19 protein-coding genes are annotated in these 22,651 nt (G+C 37.7%); 14 read left to right on the plus strand and 5 right to left on the minus strand.

Features of this window, described 5'->3' with window-relative positions:
- Position 1 precedes the first annotated feature (1 nt).
- Entirely contained in the window at positions 2–2,194 is a 2,193-nt protein-coding gene (locus tag ACTJKN_RS20850) for a peptidase domain-containing ABC transporter (RefSeq protein ID WP_440827669.1), read from the plus strand.
- Positions 2,195–2,626 carry a hypothetical protein gene (locus ACTJKN_RS20855; protein ID WP_440827670.1) on the plus strand — a complete coding sequence of 144 codons (432 nt, stop codon included), beginning with the start codon at positions 2,195–2,197 and terminating at the stop codon, positions 2,624–2,626.
- 551 nt (positions 2,627–3,177) lie between these two features.
- On the opposite strand, the gene ACTJKN_RS20860 is transcribed toward ACTJKN_RS20855, so the two are convergent.
- Positions 3,178–4,821 carry a serine hydrolase gene (locus tag ACTJKN_RS20860; protein ID WP_440827671.1) on the minus strand — a complete coding sequence of 548 codons (1,644 nt, stop codon included), beginning with the start codon at positions 4,819–4,821 and terminating at the stop codon, positions 3,178–3,180.
- A gap of 45 nt (positions 4,822–4,866) precedes the next feature.
- Positions 4,867–5,211 (minus strand): DUF6249 domain-containing protein, encoded by a 345-nt coding sequence (locus tag ACTJKN_RS20865; RefSeq protein ID WP_440827672.1) that lies wholly within the window; start codon positions 5,209–5,211, stop codon positions 4,867–4,869.
- A 123-nt stretch (positions 5,212–5,334) separates the two neighbouring features.
- On the opposite strand from ACTJKN_RS20865, the gene ACTJKN_RS20870 reads away from it, so the two are divergent.
- Together ACTJKN_RS20870 and ACTJKN_RS20875 are read left to right on the plus strand one after the other, a co-directional pair.
- The gene (locus ACTJKN_RS20870) at positions 5,335–5,919 is read left to right on the plus strand and encodes an RNA polymerase sigma factor (protein WP_440827673.1); all 585 of its coding nucleotides are present in this window, start codon (positions 5,335–5,337) and stop codon (positions 5,917–5,919) included.
- The gene (locus ACTJKN_RS20875) at positions 5,916–6,236 is read left to right on the plus strand and encodes a hypothetical protein (RefSeq protein ID WP_440827674.1); all 321 of its coding nucleotides are present in this window, start codon (positions 5,916–5,918) and stop codon (positions 6,234–6,236) included. Before ACTJKN_RS20870 ends, ACTJKN_RS20875 begins: the two co-directional genes overlap by 4 nt.
- Before the next feature lie 78 nt (positions 6,237–6,314).
- Here ACTJKN_RS20875 and ACTJKN_RS20880 read toward each other — a convergent pair whose 3' ends face one another.
- A complete protein-coding gene (locus ACTJKN_RS20880; RefSeq protein ID WP_440827675.1) occupies positions 6,315–6,926 on the minus strand; it encodes a GIN domain-containing protein in 612 nt (203 codons plus the stop codon).
- A gap of 559 nt (positions 6,927–7,485) precedes the next feature.
- On the opposite strand from ACTJKN_RS20880, the gene ACTJKN_RS20885 reads away from it, so the two are divergent.
- On the plus strand, positions 7,486–8,337 hold the full coding sequence (locus ACTJKN_RS20885; RefSeq protein ID WP_440827676.1) for a hypothetical protein: 852 nt from the start codon (positions 7,486–7,488) through the stop codon (positions 8,335–8,337).
- A gap of 62 nt (positions 8,338–8,399) precedes the next feature.
- On the opposite strand, the gene ACTJKN_RS20890 is transcribed toward ACTJKN_RS20885, so the two are convergent.
- Together ACTJKN_RS20890 and ACTJKN_RS20895 are read right to left on the minus strand one after the other, a co-directional pair.
- Positions 8,400–9,146 carry a LytR/AlgR family response regulator transcription factor gene (locus tag ACTJKN_RS20890; RefSeq protein WP_440827677.1) on the minus strand — a complete coding sequence of 249 codons (747 nt, stop codon included), beginning with the start codon at positions 9,144–9,146 and terminating at the stop codon, positions 8,400–8,402.
- A gap of 10 nt (positions 9,147–9,156) precedes the next feature.
- A complete protein-coding gene (locus ACTJKN_RS20895; protein WP_440827678.1) occupies positions 9,157–11,073 on the minus strand; it encodes a tetratricopeptide repeat-containing sensor histidine kinase in 1,917 nt (638 codons plus the stop codon).
- 588 nt (positions 11,074–11,661) lie between these two features.
- Here ACTJKN_RS20895 and ACTJKN_RS20900 point away from each other — a divergent pair.
- The 9 genes from ACTJKN_RS20900 (at position 11,662) to ACTJKN_RS20940 (ending at position 22,631) form a co-directional block, all read left to right on the plus strand.
- On the plus strand, positions 11,662–11,853 hold the full coding sequence (locus ACTJKN_RS20900) for a hypothetical protein (protein WP_440827679.1): 192 nt from the start codon (positions 11,662–11,664) through the stop codon (positions 11,851–11,853).
- A 51-nt stretch (positions 11,854–11,904) separates the two neighbouring features.
- Complete coding sequence (locus ACTJKN_RS20905; RefSeq protein ID WP_440827680.1) at positions 11,905–12,087, plus strand: hypothetical protein; 183 nt, start codon at positions 11,905–11,907, stop codon at positions 12,085–12,087.
- Positions 12,088–12,138: 51 nt separating this feature from the next.
- Positions 12,139–12,336: a hypothetical protein gene (locus tag ACTJKN_RS20910; RefSeq protein ID WP_440827681.1), complete on the plus strand. Its 198-nt coding sequence runs from the start codon at positions 12,139–12,141 to the stop codon at positions 12,334–12,336.
- Between the two features lie 85 nt (positions 12,337–12,421).
- Positions 12,422–13,354: a grasp-with-spasm system ATP-grasp peptide maturase gene (gene gwsG, locus ACTJKN_RS20915; RefSeq protein ID WP_440827682.1), complete on the plus strand. Its 933-nt coding sequence runs from the start codon at positions 12,422–12,424 to the stop codon at positions 13,352–13,354.
- Positions 13,355–13,516: 162 nt separating this feature from the next.
- Entirely contained in the window at positions 13,517–14,605 is a 1,089-nt protein-coding gene (locus ACTJKN_RS20920) for a hypothetical protein (protein WP_440827683.1), read from the plus strand.
- Between the two features lies 1 nt (position 14,606).
- Positions 14,607–16,799 carry a peptidase domain-containing ABC transporter gene (locus ACTJKN_RS20925; protein WP_440827684.1) on the plus strand — a complete coding sequence of 731 codons (2,193 nt, stop codon included), beginning with the start codon at positions 14,607–14,609 and terminating at the stop codon, positions 16,797–16,799.
- Positions 16,789–18,096, plus strand: coding sequence for an HlyD family secretion protein (locus ACTJKN_RS20930; RefSeq protein ID WP_440827685.1), 1,308 nt, complete (start codon positions 16,789–16,791; stop codon positions 18,094–18,096). Before ACTJKN_RS20925 ends, ACTJKN_RS20930 begins: the two co-directional genes overlap by 11 nt.
- A gap of 350 nt (positions 18,097–18,446) precedes the next feature.
- Positions 18,447–18,908, plus strand: coding sequence for a hypothetical protein (locus ACTJKN_RS20935; protein ID WP_440827686.1), 462 nt, complete (start codon positions 18,447–18,449; stop codon positions 18,906–18,908).
- 981 nt (positions 18,909–19,889) lie between these two features.
- Positions 19,890–22,631, plus strand: a complete 2,742-nt coding sequence (locus ACTJKN_RS20940; RefSeq protein WP_440827687.1) for an SMEK domain-containing protein — start codon at positions 19,890–19,892, stop codon at positions 22,629–22,631.
- The last annotated feature ends 20 nt before the right edge of the window (positions 22,632–22,651 follow it).

Below are 22,651 nucleotides of genomic sequence, written 5' to 3' on the forward strand. Positions count from 1 at the left end.
TATGGCATTCAAGAACTATATTCAACATTACATCATGGATTGCGGGCCAACGTGCTTGAAAATGATTGCCAGGTTCCATGGTAGGAGCATTTCACTGGATACGCTTAGGGAAAAAATCAAAGTTAGCAAACACGGAGTGTCGTTATTTGGGGTAAAAGAGGTTGCAATATCTTTGGGATTGGAAACAGAGGGCCTATCGCTTTCCCTGGACCAGCTTGAGGAAACCATGCTCCCGGTTATGGCACACTGGCAACAAAACCACTTCCTTGTCGTTTACAAAATCAAAAAGAACAAAGTCTATGTTTCCGACCCGGCCAAAGGTAATCGAATTTACACAAGGGAAGAATTCATCCGGTCGTGGTCGAGCTATAACCTTGATGGAGTACCACAGGGGGTAGTGCTTACTTTTGAGCCCACCGAGCGTTTCTACCAACTAACAAATGAACGTGAGTTTGGCAATTCAATGGGTATCATGCATCTGGTATCATTGTATGCGCAATACAAAAAGGACATTTATTTCGTGCTCGCTGCAATAGGCCTGAGCAGTGGACTTCAGTTCATGTTCCCGTTTCTTACCCAGCTTATTGTAGACAGGGGAATCTCAACTAAAGATATTGGGATAGTAGGCATGGTACTCTTTGCCCAGTTTTCCCTCCTGGTAGGAAGACTTTTCATTGAGTATATGCGCAGCTGGATGCTGCTGTATATTGGCAGTAAAATCAATGTTACCATTCTATCAGAGTTTTTGATAAAACTGCTAAAGCTACCTATCTCTTTTTTCGACACTAAGATGTCAGGCGACATTCTGCAGCGTCTGAACGATCAACGACGGATCCAGGACTTTTTGACCGGACCTGCACTTGATCTCCTTTTTTCGACGGTGACTATAATGGTACTTTCTACAACACTCTTTTTTTACAGCCCCAAAATTTTTTCGGTGTTTTTGGTTTCCACCCTGCTTTACATAAGCTGGTCCTTGCTGTTGCTAAAATCCAGGCGGGTGCTGGATTACAAACGGTTTGAATACAGCGGACAAAACCACAATGCAATTCTTCAGCTTATTTCTGGAATACAAGAGGTTAAGCTCAATAACGCTGAAACCCGAAAAAGGCTTTCATGGGAGAAAATTCAGGCCAAACTCTTTGGAATTAACATTTCTTCGTTAAAAGTAGCACAGACACAGCAATCTGGCTCATTTCTGATTAATGAGGGAAAAAACATCATGATTACTTACCTAGCCGCCACAAGTGTAATCCATGGGCATTTTACACTCGGGGTTATGCTAGCTATACAAGCTATTATCGGTCAGCTAAATTCACCAATATCTACACTTATAAACCTTTTTCAAAACTTTTACGATACCAAGTTAAGTATCGAAAGATTAAACGAGATTCATAAAATTACCGAGGAGATTCAATCGGAAAAACACTACAAAGATACTTTTAACGTTTCCAGGTCTATACATATTAAAGGTTTGACTTTCAGCTATCCGGCAACCTATGGTCAAATACTTAAAAATATTAACCTGGAGATCCCTCAGGGTAAGGTAACCGCTATCGTTGGATCAAGCGGAAGCGGAAAAACCACTCTTCTTAAACTCCTGCTTAAGTTTTACGAAGATTATGGAGGGAACATCTATGTTGGCAATACCAATATTAAAGACCTGGACCACTCCTTCTGGAGGGACAACTGCGGCACAGTGCTGCAGGATGGCTTTATTTTCTCAGACACTATCGCCAGAAACATTAGTATAAGCACAGATGAAGTTGATAAGGAAAGACTAAAAAAAGCAGCTATAACGGCCAATATCAGTGAATTTGTTGAGTCGCTCCCCTTAGCATACGAAACCAGAATAGGGGGAGATGGTATGGGGCTTAGCCAGGGACAGAAACAAAGGATACTGATTGCCAGGGCAGCCTATAAAAACCCCGAGTACATATTTCTGGATGAGGCCACCAATTCGCTTGACGCAAACAACGAAAGCCAGATCACCGAAAACCTTTCAAAGCTTTTTGAACACAAAACAGTTATTATAGTCGCCCACAGACTCAGTACAGTTCGGCATGCAGACCAAATATTGGTCATAGACAAAGGCGAAATTGTAGAACGCGGCACACATGAGTCCCTCATCAGCCAACAAGGGTTTTACCATACGCTTGTATACAACCAATTAGAAATCGAAAGAATTGCATAAATGAAAAATCAAAATATCCATAGTCTGGAAATGATCGAAGTTTTAGGCAAAACGCCAACCCGAGTCTACCTGCTTACCGTTCTCTCGATAATTTTGGCGATAATATTGATATTCGCCGTAATCTTCAGCTTAAGGACACAGAGGAAAATCCAAATAGCCTGCAAAGTTAATATCGCCGGACAAAACTACCGTATAACAACTCAGGGTAGCATACCTAGTAAAAACAGTATATCGAAAATCTCATACATTAAACTTTTCTCTGGTAAAAGAGAAATCAGCATCTCTCGAAATAAGATCGCCTACATAGACCACAAACAGTTGATTATCAGTAATAAAAACCAAAACATGAGCCATTCTATTGAAAAGGCAGACCATATGGAGATCACCACAATGGAGTACCTGTTGTTGGGAAGGTTTCAGAAATATCTATAAAGCGTTGTTTCCAGCCATGGTGACAACCTATGGCACTAAAAACAATATCTATTCTACTGGCCTTGCAAAAAACGAAGAGATAGCAGGTCATAAAAAAAGAAAAGCCTTCAGATTAAAATTTCTGTGAGCACCAAAAGTATTCAAAAGATAAAAGTCCAATTTAGCTTTACAGTGGCGCGGTAATCTAAATCTTAATAAACTCAAAGAGAAATTCACTTGTTTTACTGAGCGTTTTAAACCAAGATACTTTAAAAGATAATTATTATGGAGATATTGGTTGAATATTACTTCATGTAAGCATTCCAATCTCTCCTGAATTTTACTACCCGATATGTCTGTTATAATTGCCACCATTTTACTTCAATCACTATCGTACTAGGTGGATGGGAGCCATACAATGGCTAATTTTGATTACGAATACATTAAGCATATAGCATTTGGCACATCGTAGGTAAACTCAAGGTTTATGGGACTGGCTTTTTGCCCAGAAAAGAAACCAATAATTTTTGCGCCCTGTTAAAGGCCTTGTCAAACTACCATGCGGTTATATATCACTCGATTTTTCTGGCTTCCATTTCACTATTCTGTATTTTAGTCAGGCCGGTAACCTTACCATGGTGGTTCATTTTAAAAATAATCTTCGCATCAATATCATCTGCATAAAAACTATTCTCTTCATACGGAATGAGCTCTTTTTGATCTTTGCCAACCAGGCCAAAGAGTTTACCACTTTTCAAAATGACCTCGAACAACATATTAGCTGCAAAAAGATATTTGCCCGTGAAAGCCTTTAATTTTTTTTCCGACAAGCGGATTTTTCTTATCTCGGGTATTTCCTTGCTTTTTGTCCAAACCGAAGTTATACCAGTACCTTTTATGCTATACCCCTTGACGAGCCCATTGATGTCCTGTTGAAAATGCATGGAGTTGAGTGTATTTTCCAATAAGAAAATATCATGATCATAAGGGATCAGGCGCGTCTTTCCACCGCCTCTATAATAGTACATCAACACGCCTTTTTGATTTGTTATGTAGTGCTCTTCATCGTTGGGATTACTGTATACGGCCTGATACTTTTGCAATACTTTAGGAGCAAGTGTTATTTCCTTGAAAGCATAAGGTTTTCCTAAGGCCATTGCAGCTAATTTCGACGCAGGAATATCCAGGTTTCCTATATTTTCATAGTTGGATAATATCGTTACCAGGATTTTTTCACGAGGTAAGTAAACGATGTCGGTAAAATAACCGTTTACCACGCCATTATGCTTAACGGCTTTGCTTCCCTGTACATTTCCAATCTCCCAACCAAAACCATAGGCTGTTTCTTTTCCGCTATTGAGACGACCTGAAGTAAAGGCCAGTTCAAGACTGGCCTGACTGATCAGTTTACCTGTTGTGAGTCCGTTGTACCATTTTAAAAGATCTCCGGAAGTTGACATCAGCGAGCCAGCCGCATAAGGTAGAGTCATGCTCAGGAAATCTGAATTTTCGTAACCATTATTTTTTTTACGGTACCCGGAGGTTCTTCCAGGGATAAGCGTGGCGGCTTGGTCATAATAGGAATCATCCATTTTTAACGGTAAAAAAATATTATCCCTCACATACTCTCTATAAGCTTTCCCACTTAAAACTTCTATTATATAGCCCAAAAGAATATAGCCTGAATTGCTGTACCGATAATCACTACCAGGCTCAAAATCCAATGGTAAATCCTTAAATAAGGTAATGAGTTCTTTTGGAGAGAGATCCTGGCGTTTCAAAGATTCATTAAACTTTGACAGACTTGTATAGTTTTTTATCCCGGAGCTATGGTTAAGCAGGTTGGCGATTGTTATTATCCTGCCGTTTAGCGGATAATCAGGGATAAATTTAGTGAGGTTATCCTGAAGTGTTAACTTTCCTTCTTCGGCAAGTTTTAAAATACAGACCGCTGTAAATTGTTTGGTGAGCGAACCCAGCCTGAAGATCTTATTGGTAGTCATGGGAACATTCAGCTCTAGATTTGCCATTCCATAAGCTTTTTGATAACTTATCTTTCCCGCTTTCGATACCAGTACTACTCCACCAGGCCCGTGTTCTGGGAAAACAATATTCATTATTGAGTCGTATGTTGCTTCCTTAGCTTGACCGTAAGTTGTAGATTGTATTGCCGCACTAAAAAACAGGCATAGCAATATCCTTAATAATGTTTTCATTATTCGATTGATGGGTTAGATAAGTTGAAAGAATTATTAGGCTATTTAATTATCTTCTTTTCTGAATTTTGATTTTAAAATGAAATAGCAACATATCAGACTGAGACCTAAAAACAAAAATATGCTGATTGACATGATCCAAAAGCCATGCAGGTTAAACAAATGTTCCAATACGGCGCCGGTAAGTATACCAAGCGCAATACCTATGCTGATAATTCCCAGGGTTAGCAGGAAATACAGCCATTGCCCTTGTTTTTTAAAAAGATCAGGAGATTGACCAGTTTCAATAATTGCCATCCGCTCTTTATGGCGCGTAGTAAAAAAGTAATATGCGATCCCAAACACGACGAGCGATATAGAAATAAATAGTGCAGCTGATGTAACTTCCATGTTTATCTTTTTTATTTGCCCATAAGACTTTGGTTAGCTGCTTCTGGTCACATTTATTTTTTTTAATACGGCCTTGGAAAATATTTTGTGACCTGATGGGATGTATATTGGTCTAAGAAACAGATGCTATTTAAAAAGGACCGAAACCCAGACGATTATTACCTAGACAGCGCCCTTCGGGGAGAGCGGGCCGGGCTGGAGTATATGGTAAACGCTTATCGGGATATGGCTTATACCATAGCGATCAGGATTGTCTCTAATGCAGAAGACGCCGAGGAAGTTGTTCAGGATAGTTTTCTCAAAGCCTTTAAGTACCTGGATCAGTTCAAACGTGCCTCTAAATTTTCAACATGGTTATACCGGATAGTTTATAATACCGCACTGACAAAAAGAGGATCGAAGAATCCTTTAACCCAGCGATGGGAGGATGATGATGAATACGGTGAATTTGTAAGCGATGAGAATGACGGACTAAATAGCCTGGCTGAAGCTGACCGAAAAAAATATATAACATTAGCCATCTCTAAACTAAAACAGCAGGACCAACTGATCATTACCCTTCATTATATTGCAGGCAAAAGCATTAGCGAAATCACTGAAATCATGAAAATGAAATCTTCTGCGATTAAAATGCGGTTACTCCGAAGCCGGGAAAAATTAGAAAGAGAGTTGGCGAGGTTGTTAAATAATGAAATTAATGAGCTATGAAAATAGAAAATAAGGACTTTGATCAAATAAAGGAATTACTAAAGGAACATGGTATAGCAAGACCTTCAGCAGGATTTTCTCTTAGACTGACAAATGCAGTACTTACAAGCTATAAGCTGAGTTACAGTAAAAAATATCGTAAGCAGGAAAGATTCGGAAAATGGATCATAGGCATATTGATTGCGTGCAGTCTTTGGGTTCTTATCGAACTTAAACCTTCTATTCAAGTCTTAGTATTGGTGCTTCCTGTATTTTCACTTGGAATTGGCCTTTTCATTTTAATTTCTATGTTAAAAAAAGTCGAAGGCAAATCTTGAAAATATAATTTAATAGCATCCCCCCTTAAACAAAAAAGCCGCCCAATGGGCAGCTTTAACTTATCTGATCGTTATTTATTATTTTGCTAAATTCATTGCATTTTGTTCCGCATCCATAATCGCTTCAGAAGCATACGAGGCAGATTTAAGACTGGCAAAATCAGCTAATTTTACATTTTTCATGTTGCCTGCAATCATAGTACTTTCACCAGCAGTGCCATTTAATTTTAATACCGCATCATCTTTAACGATCGTATATAAACTGCTTGCTGTGGTTTTGATTTTAGCGGTAGCGCTTTGGCTCAAAAATAACTGAAGGTTTTTTACATCGAAATTATTGCTGGTAACCACAACCGATTGGCCATAAGCTTCGATTCTTTCCAAATCTTTTACGGTAATGTTCAGTGTAACCTGACTGGTTTCCATTGAATTGATGAACAAGGTTTTTCCATCAGTAGATACCGAGGTTTTTGAAGCATCATAGTTGCTCATACCTGCTACGTTCTGTTTATCGCCTTGCGTTAAAATAAGCTTCACGTTACCACTTACCCAGATCCGATCAAACTTTGATAAAGAAGAAGTTTTTGTTTCTGATTTAACTGGCTCAGCGGCAAAAGTTGCCATGGCTGATGAAGTAAATAATACGGCTGTTAATGCTGCTGCGAATATTGTTTTTGCTAAAGTTTTCATATCGTTTATATTTTAGGTTTTTGCTGTTGTTTGTTATTAAGACGCAGCTGCCCCCCAAACGTTGCAGGCAAAAACCCGGTATTATACCAGCGTTGGTAAGCACTAGACCAACGCCTATAATTTATAGACGAACCGTTGCGAATTCTATAGCCAGATTTGCCAAACCCAGTGTTTGCTGCTTCTTATTTTTGCCTTTATTGGGAAAGAAGTTGATGTTTATTTGTGTGTTCATGTATTATGAACAGGATGATTTTTTGAACGCACCAAAATAGTATACCCGATAAGGTACAATTTAGCGTAAGTAGATTAAACTTACCCTATAGGGTATAATCGATAATAATCCAGCACCAACATTTTAAAATTCTAATTTAATTGGTGTGAATTTGGGGAGGTGTACAGTGTTACACACTTATTGACCATTTTTAACCCAACAGGAAGATCAAAATCATGTAGGAAACCAACCAATTATCCTTTCTAACAGTTTATTTACACCTGTAAATAACTTTTACAAAAATCTGTTTTACAACGAGATACATTTAAATAATATTAAATTCGTAGTATGAGAAAGTTATTTTTGTTATGGGCTTTGTTACAGTTGATTTTACTAATGAGCTGTAAAATGGATCTTATTGATTTAATAGGTAATGGTTCAAATCAAAAAAAATATACTGTCAATTTTCGTATTGGTGGGCTAAATCACACTATTGGGGAGCCTAATGTTGGATTCCAAAACGAACCGATAAAAAACTATATTACGCAACTCAGCATTATTGCTTACGATGCTTCTAGCGGTGAAGAAGTAGCAAGGCAAACGCAAAGCTCAACTGATTTAAATTTTGGACAAATTGCCTTTAACCTACCATCAACAAATTACATTTTTGTTGCAGCAGGATCAAATACACCTTTTGGCATTAATCTTTTTTATCAAACGCCTGCTACAACGCCAGTAAAACTACAAATTGCACAGGCTTATATGCAGTATCTTTATCCAGATCCTTTCGAGGGCGAAAAAAAATATAAAACCACTGATACATTTCTGGCAAAAGACACCGTTAACATTACGGGAAATAAAACTGTTGATCTGATGATGCAGCGTGTAATCGGCGAAGTCGAAATTTCTTTTGCTGATGTTCATACTTTTAATGCAGAGCTATTCCTTGAATCTACCGCTATAAGTTTTGATACTTATAATCCTTTTAATGGCATAACCAGAAGGCCTACTTTTCAGGTCAATACATCAGCCGATGGGCCATTTAAACTTAAGCTGCTAACAACCGGAAGAACGCTTTTTATAGATATTAATCCACCAGGGTCACTTCCAATCCCCGTTTTCATTCCAATTGAAAGAAATAAGACAACAAAAGTTTCAGGAAATGTTCTAAGTGGAGAAATTAACATTACCATCCAATAACATTAACAATCCAAGAATTTAATTAGGGGTTATATGCCCATTGCTTACGGCCGCATTAAGTACTATGCAATATTTTCAAGGTACCGTAATACCTCTTCTTTTTTTCTGCTCGAAACCAATATGTTTTCTTTGTTTTCCATTTGTAAATACCCTTCGCGGTAATATTTTTTAACGTATTTAAAATTAACCAGAAACGATTGGTGGCACCTTAAAAAACCAAAGGGTGTTAGTAAACTTTCATATTCCTTTAGGCCCTTCGAAACCAGTATTTCGCTGCCGCCATTTAAATAAAATGTGGTGTAACCCTTATCACTTTTACAGTACATAATATCTTCAATAGCTACTACCTCGATATATTCAAGGCTTTTTAAGGCAATTCGTTTAGCGGCAGCTACGCCCTGGGCAAGGTAATGTTCTTTAGCAATGGCAAGCTGTTGCTGCCCTAAAGTTTCCTGCTCACGGTGATGATAACATTTGTTTAAATGCATGGTTAATGTTACCTCATCAATCGGTTTAAGTAAATACCCAAAGGCACCTAAATTAAGTGCCTGTATGGCATACTGATCGTAGGCGGTGAGAAAAATAACCTGAAAATCGGTAACACCGATTTCATCAAACAGGTGGAAACTATCGCCGTCCTTTAAACGTATATCGGCCAGAATAATATCAGGTTTTAATGTCAGAATTTCTTGTTTTGCGATTGCAATTTCTCCGGCAAAGCCTACAACGTCGAGGTAGTCGATTTTTTTAACAATTTGTAAGATGTGCTGTAAAATCCGGATCTCATCTTCTAAAATATAAATTTTCATAACATCTTATTTAATCATTAACTATTGGGATCAGTATTTCAACAAATACGCCTGTTACAGCACTTGTCTGCTTATTGCTTACTTTAAATTGAGCCTGCTGCCCGTTGGCAGTAAAAAGCAAATCGATTCTTTCTTTTAAAATCACCTGGGCAAGCGATTGTTTCTTTGGGTTTTCGATAGGCTTTGGGCCTAGTCCACTTCCGTTATCATCTATTTCGATTGCCAGCAAACCATCTTTAATTTTGAAAGATATGGCTAGCAAACCCTTATACCCTATATTTCTAAAACCATGTTCAATTGCATTTTCTACAAAAGGCTGAACAAGCATGGGGGGAATTAACGTTTCGTTTAGGTTCAATTGATCATCAACTATAATTTTATAATCGAAAACATCGGCATAACGCATTTGCTGCAACCGGAGATAATTGTTTAGCGAAGCAATTTCTTCTTCAATTTCGATAAAATCTTTTCTGTTCTGCTCCAGCGTACTGCGCAATAACTCCGAAAAAGACCTGAGGTAGCACACAGACTCGTCAGCATGCCCCGAAGCAATCAGGCTTTGTAAATTGGCGATGGCATTGAAGATAAAATGTGGGTTTAGTTGCGCCTGTAACATTTTCTGTTCTACACTTAAGCGCTGGTTTTCTGACTTTAATAATTTATTCTTTTCTCTTAAACGCTGCTGGCGGTAGAAACTATAAAAGAAAGAAACTACACTGATAAAGATGATCAGGGCTAAAAAAAGTGTCCAGCGCTGCTGTTTAATAATGGTTTCGTTCAGTTTATTGCGGCTATTTAACGCTGCTATATTCTGGTCTTTTTTTTCTGTCTGATATTTTTCATGAATTTCGGCAACCTTAACAGCTTCGATGGCTTTATAGTTACGCAGTTCGATAGAATAGGCAGAATCTGCAGCCTGAAGTGCATGGGCAAAATCGCCCTTCATTTTATAGGCTTCGATGAGGCCGTTGTAATAGATTTCCTTTTGCCTGACTGATGTGTCGCGTTTTTCGAAAGCTATACCTGCTTTATAATACTTAATGGCCGAATCGGGCTGTTTATTTTGAGAAAATGCGGTAGCCAGGTTGTTGTAGGCAATACCATTCAGGTCATTATTTTTTTTAAGGTAGTTGAAATAAATTTTACTGCAGGCCAGGGCTTTGGCACTTTGCTGTTGCAGGCTGTAAATCTGTGCTTCGTTATCGTAAGTGCGGGCCATGGCCAGGCTATCGCCAACCTGTTCTGCCAAACGCCGGGCCTGGACGTTATAATGTGCCATTTTTTTAAAATCGCCCAAACGTGATGCCAGCAGGAATGAAATATCAAAATAACGCTGTTTAACCGCCAGGTGCGTGTTAAACGGATTATGCTTAAAGTAAATAGCAGCGTACTCAATTGATTTTTTTTCGTTACCGTTCTGAAAATAGGCCCGTGCCAGCAGATCATAAAAATAATGGGTTAACCGGCTATGCCGCTGTTCAGAAATTTTCAAAGCCGCAAAAATCTGCCCCATTAAAGCAGGCTCTACCATCGATCCGTCGACCATTTTATGGGTTAAAATACGACTGGTTTTCAATAGCTCAATATCATCATTCGGGTTTAGCCCTTTCATTTTCTGGTAAGCCATTAGGCCACTGTCCCTTTGCTTTTGAAAAACATATTTTCTGGCATGGAAATAATGATAATAGGGGTTTGATTCTTTATTAGGGTCCTTGCCCAACAGGCTGTCTTGCTGGTAAACAATTTTTTTTATCGCCGCAACTGATAAGGTATCGAAAGACAAGATAAGCGGCAAATTATCCGAGAAAGCAGTTTTTTTAACAGACTGAGGCTCAGCCTTAGTGGGATTTTCCTTATTTCTGCAAGCGGGAATAATAAGAAAGCAAATGGTACAAAGGGTAATCAGGGTTTTCGCAATAGTATTCATTAATAGAAATTGAATTATATGTATTTTATTCCCTTTAAGCGTGAATTATTTAATGGTTAAATTTATGAATAGTCGGTTTCAAAAAAAACTACTGGTAAATATATGCAGGCTTTCGCTCCATATTTGTATCAATTAAACAATTATCTGGGGAACAGCTAATCAAATTTTTCTGTTTAAAGCTCAACCTCAGCAACTAAAAACTTGCTTAATGGTCTAAAATATCAGCCTATCTAAGCTAAAAAGCCCATTCTATCCATCAAAGCTGTATTTATAATATATGGTAAAACTAACGATTAAGTGCTAAGCGGTAGCAGGCGTTTAACGCATAAACATCAAACTTTTACGAATATTGGCTCAACCCTGTCACATATCAACTACTCCTTGCATTGCCTTTAGTTTCTTTCCAATTTTAAAATTAATTAACCAGCTGCAATCACTAAATAGCCAATATAAACTGCCTATTAAAATTTATATCACGATGTTTTTTGTAGACGTGCAAGAAATGTGATCATGAATAGCTGATCAGCAAAACCCCAAACGCCAGGGTTAAGATGGCGAAGTTTATCTATTACACTAAATTATTTTATTATGAAAACAAACAACAAGTTATTCGAGAAAAGGATTGACTTAAAAAGCTGTCAAATCAATGGAGGAAGATTAGCCGAATCTAACACTACAGTTCGCACAGAAACCTGTACGCAAGGCTGTTCCGATGTACGTTATACCGTTAAAGACGACAATAAAACAACCATACAGGTTTGTACTGAGTACAATTGCTAATAACCCCAAAAACAAAAATTACAATAGCTGTTAACCAATAAAATAAATAATATGAAAGGTTTATTTGAAAAACGAATTGATTTAAAAAATAGTCAGATCAATGGAGGAAGGTTAGCTGAATCGCAAGCGACTATCCGTACCGAAACTTGCTCGGGCGGCTGTTCAGATGTAAGATACACAGTTAAAGACGATAGTTATAAAACCATACAGGTTTGTACTGATTACAATTGCTAATCATACCAAAAACAAAAATTACAATATCCGTTAACCAATAAAATAAATAACATGAAAAGTTTATTTGAAAAACGAATTGATTTAAAAAATAGTCAAATCAATGGCGGCAAACTCGCAGGCTGCATGAGTGAATGTTGGGTAAGAACCGGCACAACCAATTCGCCTGATGGCCAGTATACCTATTACAATGACGATGGAAGTGTGAGAAGCGTAAGAACGGTACAAGGCCTTTCCAGCTCTACTGATTAAAGCTGCTCTGATTAAAAAATGGAGGATTAACAGCCTCCATTTTTTTACCAAATTAAACAACCCATAAAGTTAACTCCAATTAAGCATGATCCTGATTTTCTCCATTACTGATGATTACTCTACCGCTATGGTTATTAACTGGTTATTACATCTGAAAAAGAAATTTATCCGCATTAATGAGGATACAGATGCAAAACTGATTTCGATTTCAGAAAAGGATTTTATAATCAACATTAATGGAAAAACAATTCATAGTAACGAAATAACCAAAATATGGTACAGGCGAGGGGATATAGACTTTGTAAAAAACTTTAACAGTCAACATATCAGTAATTACCTATCGGCAGAAAATGCAAGTTTAATGGAATACATTCATTTCACTTTCGATAAAAAAGACGGCATAAATAATTTTAAAACAAGAGATATAAACAAACTTCATTTGTTGGATTTATGCAGTAAACTTAAACTACCGGCGCCAAACTTTATTGTTACCGGAAATAAAGAAGCCTTACTTGAATTTTATAAGCGGGAAAAAAATATCATTTCTAAACCCTTAAACGCACCTCTTTCTATTTTTGATACCGATGATTTTATTCATCTAACCTATACAACCGAAATAACAGCAGCTGATATTGAAGCATTGCCAAATGAATTTGTCCCTACATTTTTCCAGAAAAACATTTTAAAAAGCTATGAAATAAGGTGTTTCTACCTCAATGGTAATTTTTACGCCATGGCAATTTTTTCTCAAAGTAATAGTAAAACCAAGGTCGACTTTAGAAATTACGACAGATCGAAACCCAATAGAATAACACCTTACCAGTTTCCAGAATATTACGAGCGGAAAATTAAAGGCTTGTTGGATAACATGGGTTTGAATTGCGCTTCTTTTGATGTCGTTTTATCCAAAGAAGATCAGCAGTATTACTTTTTAGACCTCAATCCTATTGGTCAGTTCGGAATGGTTTCCAGCCCTTGCAACTACAACCTGGAAAAGGAAATTGCTTTAAATCTATAATCACATGAAAAAAATCAGCCTGGAAATTCAAAGTGGAAACGCGCCCATTCATTTAAAATCTTTGGTTAAAAAAGAAAAACCGAAGTATTTAATCAAAACCAGAGAATCTAAACTATTCTGCACCAAAAGTTTACAGTTAGACCTACTTTATAAATCTCCGATATGAATAAATTATTTTTAAGAAATCAATTGTGTATTCCTGTTATGGGTTACAATAGGGCCATTATTTATGATATTATCCGGAAAGATTATTTTTTTATCCCGAACGCGCATTATGCTATTTTGGATACCAACGATGTGATTAATTTTAATAAAATCACCAACCAGGAGGAAAAAGAGGAGTTGGTAGATTTTTTACTTAAGGAAGAAATCATATTCGAAATAGCTGACCGTAATCAGAAAAACCGTTTCAAAAGCTTCAACAGAAATTTTGAGCAACCAAACCTGCTCACTAATGCAATTGTGCATTCGGATACAGACCCTGTTTTTTTTGATTTCATAAAAGATGAATACATTTTAAACGTATCAGTTATAGCGCCTCAGATAGATGATCATCTGTTCGCGCTTTTAGCAAAAATAGATACCCTCGAAATAGATAGTGTTTACCTGTACATTGAAAACTTTGATCAGGAAAGTTATGAAACAACACGTCAGCTGATCTGTAATCACCGCTTAATTTTTTCGGTTAATTTCTTCAATACAACCAGCCAAACAAAAACTACACAACGCTATCAAAATATTTATTTCAATTTTTTTGAAGAAGAATTTGCGACCTATAAAACCAAGCTAACAACAGATAAACTGTCGTTAAATAACGAACATTTTTTAGAGGCCTACAACGTTCATTCTTATTACTATGGAAAGGTATATATAGATCGGGAAGGGAACGTTAAAAATGGTTTAAATAATACGGATAGCTTTGGCAATGTAAAACTGTTAACCAAAGAACTGTTTTTAAATACCATCCGTTCGGATAAATTTCGCGAATTAGGAAATATCAATAAAAACAACACACTTGTTTGCAGCGATTGTGAATTTAGGTACATGTGTGTTGATAGCCGGGTACCTGTTAAAGGTGATGAAAAATGGTATCATCAAGCTGAATGTGCTTACAATCCTTATTTATCAAAATGGGATGATGAAGAAAATTATATTAACCTAAAGGATTCTGGTGTGGCCATCTCCGCAACGGGATGCGTTATAGATCAGCAAAAATTATCAAATCATTTTAATATAGCCTGGTCTGTTTAGCATGAAATCTTTCCCCTTTTATAAACAACCCGACAATAAGGATTGCGGACCAACGTGCCTGCGTATTGTAGCTAAACACTATAAGAAGAGCATTGCGTTGCAGCAAATCAGAACCCTCGCCGAAACCACCAGGGAAGGAAGTGGTTTACTTGGCCTTAGTAATGCAGCAGAGGCTTTGGGCTTTAGAACACTAGGTGTTAAAATAAATTTTAATACCCTGTTGGCCGATGCACCATTGCCTTGCATTGTACACTGGAACAAAAACCACTATGTTGTAGTTTATAAAATTGATAAGGCCGGTAAGGTTTATGTTTCAGATCCAGGTTATGGTTTAATTACCTATACTAAAGCAGAATTTATAAAATACTGGATCGGTGAAAATGCCCACGAAAATACAGAAGAAGGCATTGCCCTTATTTTAGAAACAAGCCCTGCATTTTACACCAGCGATTTCGAAGACACAGAAAAGAAAACAAGCTTCTCTTTCCTCTCCAGGTATTTACTAAAATATAAATCGCTCGTTATCCAGCTGGCCATTGGTTTACTAGCCGGAAGTTTATTATCGCTTATTTTTCCTTTCCTTACCCAAAGTATTGTTGATGTAGGCATACAAAACCAGGACATTAACTTTATTTACCTGGTTTTGCTGGCCCAGGTAATGCTTTTTATGGGTAAAATGGGCATCGAAATAATTAGGAGCTGGATCTTGCTACACCTTTCTACCCGAATTAACATTTCGATCATTTCCGACTTTTTTATCAAGCTGATGAAACTTCCGATCAGTTTCTTTGATACGCGGATGACAGGTGATATTATGCAGCGGATAAACGATCACCACAGGATAGAACAATTGCTAACCAGCTCCTCGCTCAATACCCTCTTCTCGATGGTAAACCTGCTTATTTTTAGCATTATACTCTTCATTTACGATTACCGGTTATTTATCGTATACCTGCTCGGCGCGATTTTGTACGTAGGGTGGATTGTTTTTTTCCTTAAAAGAAGAAAAGAACTCGATTATAAAATGTTTGCTCAGGTTGCGCAAGAGCAGAGCACGGTGATAGAACTGATTAATGGTATGCAGGAAATAAAAATGCATAATGCCGAAAAACAGAAACGCTGGGGCTGGGAATTTTTACAGGTAAAGTTGTTTAAGATAAAGATAAAGGCACTCTCGCTAGAGCAGTGGCAATCGGTAGGGGGTGGTTTTATTAATCAGATAAAAGATATTCTGGTTAGCTTCCTTGCCGCAAAACTGGTTTTGAGTGGCAACCTCACCCTGGGCATGATGCTTTCGGTACAATATATCATCGGTCAGCTAAACAGCCCCCTAATGCAGCTCATAGAATTTATCAAACAAACACAGGATGCCAGAATTTCGCTCGAAAGGTTACAGGAAATTCATGATAAAGACAACGAAGAAGGCAGCGAAGAACAATATGCCACCGAAATTGCGCAGAAAGACATCGAACTAAAGTCTGTATCGTTCAGGTATACAGGAGCCGATTCGCCTGTTTTTGAGGATTTAAACCTTGTTATCCCCTTTCAAAAAACCACGGCTATAGTTGGGGCCAGTGGTAGCGGAAAAACAACGCTTTTAAAGCTGTTGACCAAATTTTACGAACCCGATCGAGGCGAAATAAAAATTGGCAGCACCGATATGAAAAATATTTCACCCAGGTACTGGCGCGACCATTGTGGTGTAGTGATGCAGGAAAGTTATGTGTTTAATGACACCATTGCCAATAATATCGCCATTGGCGAAGATGCGATTGATAAACAAAAACTAAGAAAAGCAATAGAAATTGCCAACATACAGGATTTTATAGAAAGCCTGCCTTTAAGTTACAACACCAAAATTGGTAACGAAGGTATGGGTGTTAGCGGCGGACAGAAGCAAAGGCTGTTTATTGCCCGGGCGGTGTATAAATCGCCCGAATACATCTTTTTTGATGAGGCCACAAGTGCCTTAGATGCCAATAACGAAAAGATAATTATCGAAAACCTGAACCAGTTTTTTAAGGGTAAAACGGCCATTGTAATTGCCCACAGGTTGTCTACTGTTAAACATGCAGATAAAATTATTGTGCTGGATAAGGGAATGGTTGTAGAAGAAGGCAACCACAACCAACTGGTGGCAAAAAAAGGAGAATATTACAGATTAATAAAAAACCAGCTCGAACTTGGAAACTAAAAAAGATAAACTGGACGAGGTACAACTGCGCTCGGAAGGTGTGCAGGATATTTTATCAGAACCGCCACACTGGATGTTCCGCTGGGGGAGTATGGTTATCCTGGCCATCCTTTTAATGATTTTGCTAATGAGTTATTTCATTAAATATCCGGAGTTTGTACCCGCAACAATTGTGGTTACGTCGCAGAATCCACCAGAAAAATTACAGATCAGAACCGATTCTAAAATTGAAAAAATATTCATCAGCGATCATCAAAAGATAAAAAAAGACGAAATATTAATGGTTCTACAATCTACTGCAAATTATAAAGACATTTTACAGCTTAAAAGCATTATAGATTCCATTTCTCCCGATCGGCTGTTTTCGTTTCCGGTTGATAAAGTTTCGCGGTTTAAATTAGGTGAGCTACAGGGCGATTATAATAATTTTGCCAAAGCATTTCAGGATGAGCAGCTGTTTGCCAGGCTTAAACCTTATGCGCCAGAAAATGTAGCGACAGCTCAAAATATTCAGACCAATAAAAGCAGGATAATTGCATTAAAAAGGCAAAAAAAAATTGAAGGTTTAAAATTTGAACTGGTAAAGAAAAATTACCAGCGCGCACAGCTGCTGCTAAACCAAAAGGTAATTTCGGCTTTGGAATTTGAAAACGAAAAAATTAAATTTTTACAGGCGCAACAGAACTTAGAAAACCTCGATATCTCTTTATCGCAAACAGATGAAGCCATTTTTAACCTCAATAAAACAAAAAGCGGTGCAACCATAAATGCAGAGAAAGATAAAATCAATTTCGCCTCGCAAACCTTACAGCTGCTAGAGCAGTTAAGGCGTTCGCTAAGGGCATGGGAACAAAACTACCTCGTGGTTTCTTCTACAGATGGTATAATCAGTTTTCAGCAGTTTTGGGGCGAGAATCAATTTGTAAAACGTGGCGATGCTGTTTTATCTATTTTACCCAACCAGAAAAAGGCGCTTATCGGTAGAATGTTTGTGGCTGCAACCAATTCGGGAAAAATTGCCAGGGGAGAAAAAGTTTTAATCAAACTCGACAATTACCGCTACCAGGAATATGGCATTATAGAAGGGAGGGTGCAAAACATATCTTTCACGCCCGACGAAAAAGGCAATTATTATGTAGATGTTGTGCTTCCCAGGGGCCTGAAAACTTCTTATCAGAAAACACTTCCTTTCGATAATGAGTTGAAGGGAAATGCCGAAATTGTAACACAGGACTTACGGTTAATTGAGCGTTTTTTTTACCAGATCAGAAAGCTTTCCAGATACCAGTCGGAGTAGAACAGGGCTGGGTGTAAGGCGCAGCTACAAAAAGTATTTTATTTATTGACAAGCGAGATAAATACGATAATCTAATTTTACTATGTAGCATTTATTATAAAAATATTGATGATCAGGGACATGAATATTCCGTTGAAAGACTGCATGAATCTGAAAAAAAGCATGAAAGTTGGGTGAAAGAAAACCCTTATCTTAGATAATAGAAAAATTAAAGATGATGAAATCTATGCAACTTATATCGAGAAATTCATCCAATAACGGATCCTAATAATTGGCAGAATGGAGTTGCTACATTTGAACAGACATTAAGTAAAGAGAATTCATAAATTGTATAAATAATCGATGCCCTTATGAACAAAATATGGATACAACTTGACAAAATTTCTTTCGCACTCTACCACAACGAAAAGAAAATTGGAACTTTAATTAGAGGAGACGATTGGGCTAAGCAACCCACAACTTTTAATATATATTCAGAACATTACAAAATTGAAAATCGTTCCGGGCTATTCCGTAAAAATAGTAACCTGATATCGGATGATCGCGGCGAAACGATTGTAGATATAAAACTTGGTTTTAACCAGAAATTTAAATACCAAAATCGCGAATTTCGATTGATATTTAATGATACACCGCTTTGGAAGTGGGCAATAATACAAGACGACAAAATATTGACTTCCTATGAAATCAGTTTGTTGCACCCCGAACTAGCACCAAATATAGCATGCAAAGAGGAAGAAGCAGAAAATTATATGTTCGACTTTATTTTAGGAAACTTGACATTAGGCAAAAGCAGGCAGGATCTTTATTAAGTAAAACAATTAAAGTACAATGGAGCGGTATAGCGACAAATAATATGATCTGATTATAATTTATTTAATACAGCTTTTAGAAATTTGTATAGTCTTTAACGATATATAGTTCTAAAAAAGTGTAAGTAAAACTGTAAGTCACGAAATATAAAACCCTTGCAAGCGGCTAGCTGACAAGGGCGCACGATTTTATTTAGTGGTCCCGACGATAAAAAAATCGTCCGTATAGCATCTTTAAAGTGAATCAATTCTATTCAAAATTGATTATTCTGAATCAAATTAATTTCCCTTTTATTTACCCTTATTATTAGAATGAAATAGCATGAACTTATGTTATGCAAAAAAACTCTGGAACCATTTTGTAATTATTATTTCTTGCAGATAGCGCAAAGAAGCAAAACCTTGTTCTACGCAATTTCCTATATTGATTTGTCAACCCTCCGCAGAAGATGGTTTTGCAAGAAAAACGGCCTTCAGGGTACGATTTACAAACAAATCAGCTTACTCTATAAAACACATAAGAATAAGAAATTAATTTTTGATTTTAAGGCTATTAGAACACTTTCATCTCGATTTCTCTGGAAGAGTGAATGAGCCCAACCCTACTTTTCAGAAGCTTAAAACCACTTAAAATGAGATGATTGGTCACCTTCAAGCGAAATGTAGTAACGAATATAACGGTTTTCATCACTTTTGGTGAAGAATTATGGTTTTGATGAGGTATTTCTAAGTGCAGGCTTTTCTAAAAACTATATAGAACAAGATTTAGAAACTCCTACGGTGATAAATCCCGGAGTTTCATGGAAAGTGACGAAGAACCACTTTCAATGAATATACAGCCAAAACGGGGCCTAGTAACAGTTTGACAAATATCACTACGATAAACCAAAGATATCAATCGATTTTTTATACAAAATTCATCAAAAAGACTAATTTCGAAACGCCTTTCAGGTACGCATTTTCCCTGGATCAAATAACGTAATGACAGAACTTATTAACGCTCAAAATAAAATACTCGGATACTTGACCAGATTGAACGATATGGTCATCATGTCCAATTCCAACGGACAGTTCACCTTGACAAAAGTCGCAGAAAACCTAGTCAGCGAAATTTTTTCCCAGCTCTACCAAACCCAAATAACCAACACCAATCTAAAGATCGCCAACTTTCCGGCCATCGACCTGCATTCTGAAACCAGCCGCTTGGCGATTCAAGTCAGTAGTAGTGATGGAGCAGATAAGGTTACACATACCTTGGATACCTTTCTAAAAAACGATCTGGAAAAGGATTACGACAGGTTGATCATTGTCATACTCGCCAATAAGAAATATGACAAAACAAAGTTAGCAAACAAGCTTAAAACGATTTATAAAGCACTTTCTAAAAACTTTAATTTCGATACGTCAAACGACCTAATTGACCTAAGTGGCCTGTATGGACTAATCTGTAACCAGCTCGATATCGAGCAAACCATTAAGGTCGCTAGTTTAATGAGGCGTTATTTTGATGAATATGTAGGTCAGAAACAACTCACAAAATATTACGACAAGCTGAAAGAACAGTTTTTCCAGACCGTCATGGATGACCAGACTGGAATGACACTAAACAGCATTTATGTCGAACCGCATTTTAGTATCCTCTCTCAAAGTGCCAACAAGTCTTCCGAACTGTTGTCTGCAAGCCGTGAGCAACAACATAGCCCAAAAATTGATCTTAACATTCACGAACTACTCAACAAACGATTCTCCGGCCAAACCGAACACAACCAAATGTTCAGTCACCCCAATGCACGGGTAACCATAGTGATGGGCTATCCAGGTCAGGGAAAGACCTCCATGTGCAATAAACTCCTTTTTGATATCCTGACTTCACCTTTTGAGAAGAACGTTTTTTACTTGAAACTTCGGAACATCACCGACACCCGTTCACTCATCGATAATCCATTCAACGTCATTCTTTCAGAGCTTGAAACCGAGCTGGACGAGAACTTCACCAAGGAAATGCTCAAAAACAGCATCGTCATACTTGATGGCCTCGATGAGCTTTATATGAAAGATGACCTGAATGCAGAACATATTGAGACCTTTGTTAAAGGCTTGATCACCGAAACCTCGAAATATACACAATGGGAAGTATTGATCACCACTAGGCATGGGTACATTAATTTTCAAAAACTTTTCCGTGAAAATTATATTGCACTCACTTTAAAGCCACTTAATGTTGGTAAACAGCTTGAATGGAATGAAAAGTACCGCAAGTTTCACCCCGAATCATGGCTCGACAAAGAATTTTTAAAGGGCATTAATAGCTACAATACCTACTCATATGGTAAGCACTTCCTCTCCGAATTAGTTAACCAACCCCTTTTGCTTTACATTATTGCCTCACTGGAAAAACCAGTAGACGCATCCGCCAACCGTACGGAAATCTATAACCTGCTTTTCGATCAGATCATTGACCGTAAATACAGCAAGGATGGACAGATCGAAAACCTAAAACAACTAAGCCGTGAAGACCTCAGGTTCATGTTACAGGAGATTGCTTATCTGATTTTCAAATCTGGTAAAGGTTATCTGACCAGCGATGAGGTATTAAAAGCCGAAGCGTTGGAGGACATCTTGAAGAAAATAGGAGATAGTCATCTTTCCAATAGCTTAAAGGGAATCTTGATTTCTTTTTATTTCAAGGAAGTCAGGGACCCTGCGTCTAACCAAGCAGCCGGTATCGAATTCTTCCACAAGTCACTTCAAGAATACCTTACCGCAGAGCGCATCACCGAGAATATGTTCCACACCTTTCTGAACAAAGATCAGAATAAGCAATACATCCTCAAGAAAGGCCCACTCATGCTCAGCTATCTAAATAGCATATTGGGAGAACAGGAAATTACCTCGGAAATCTGGGATTTCATAAGTGACCTTATCAAAAAAAAGGGGTTCGAGGCCAAGCTAGAGCTCGCAAAGAGACTCGTACTGCACATTGACTATTTTTTCGAAAAAGATTTCATAAGCGAGGTTCAGATAGGTGACATAAATACCCAGGCCAAGATCATCCTTACGCTAAACTTTTACTGGCGTTTCTTGACCACTTGCAACCCACTCATCGATTACATGCGTTCGAAACCATGGGTGAATAAATTCTTTGCCACACATTTGGCCATGCAAAGCCTGGAAATAAACCTTTACAGTCCAAAAGGCCTTTCCAACCAAACCATCGAAGATGTCCAGCTATCATATCTACGGATCCATAGCGATATCTTAGACAATACGAAATTCCTTGAGTGCTACAGCGGCCATATCACGATTGCAGAGACCACGATGACCAATGTAAGCTTTCGTAATTCTCAGTTCTCGAATCTAATCATCAGCGATAGCGATGGGACAATCAGCTTTGAGGGCTGTGAGTTTATCTACTGTAACATTTATGCAAACGAAGGAAACCAGATCCACTTTCACAAATGCCATTTCACCGACCGCATGGCCCTTGTATCAGATAATGGCGTAGACTTCCTTTTTGAGGACTGCAGTTTCACAGAATATGCAGTTTCAGACATGAAAGGGAACTGGGGAGATTATACTTTTAAAAACTGCGTGATCGAAAGAATGGAAAAGAACCAAAATTCTGACCGCTACGATACCGTCCACACCATGATTGCAGACACCAAAGGAGGGATTAGATTTTTCGAAGACATCAATCAACTGCGTTTGTTCGAAACAGAATAATAGAGGTTTGCCGAAATCCG

The sequence above is a fragment of the Pedobacter sp. 22163 genome (assembly GCF_052045595.1).
GTDB lineage: Bacteria > Bacteroidota > Bacteroidia > Sphingobacteriales > Sphingobacteriaceae > Pedobacter.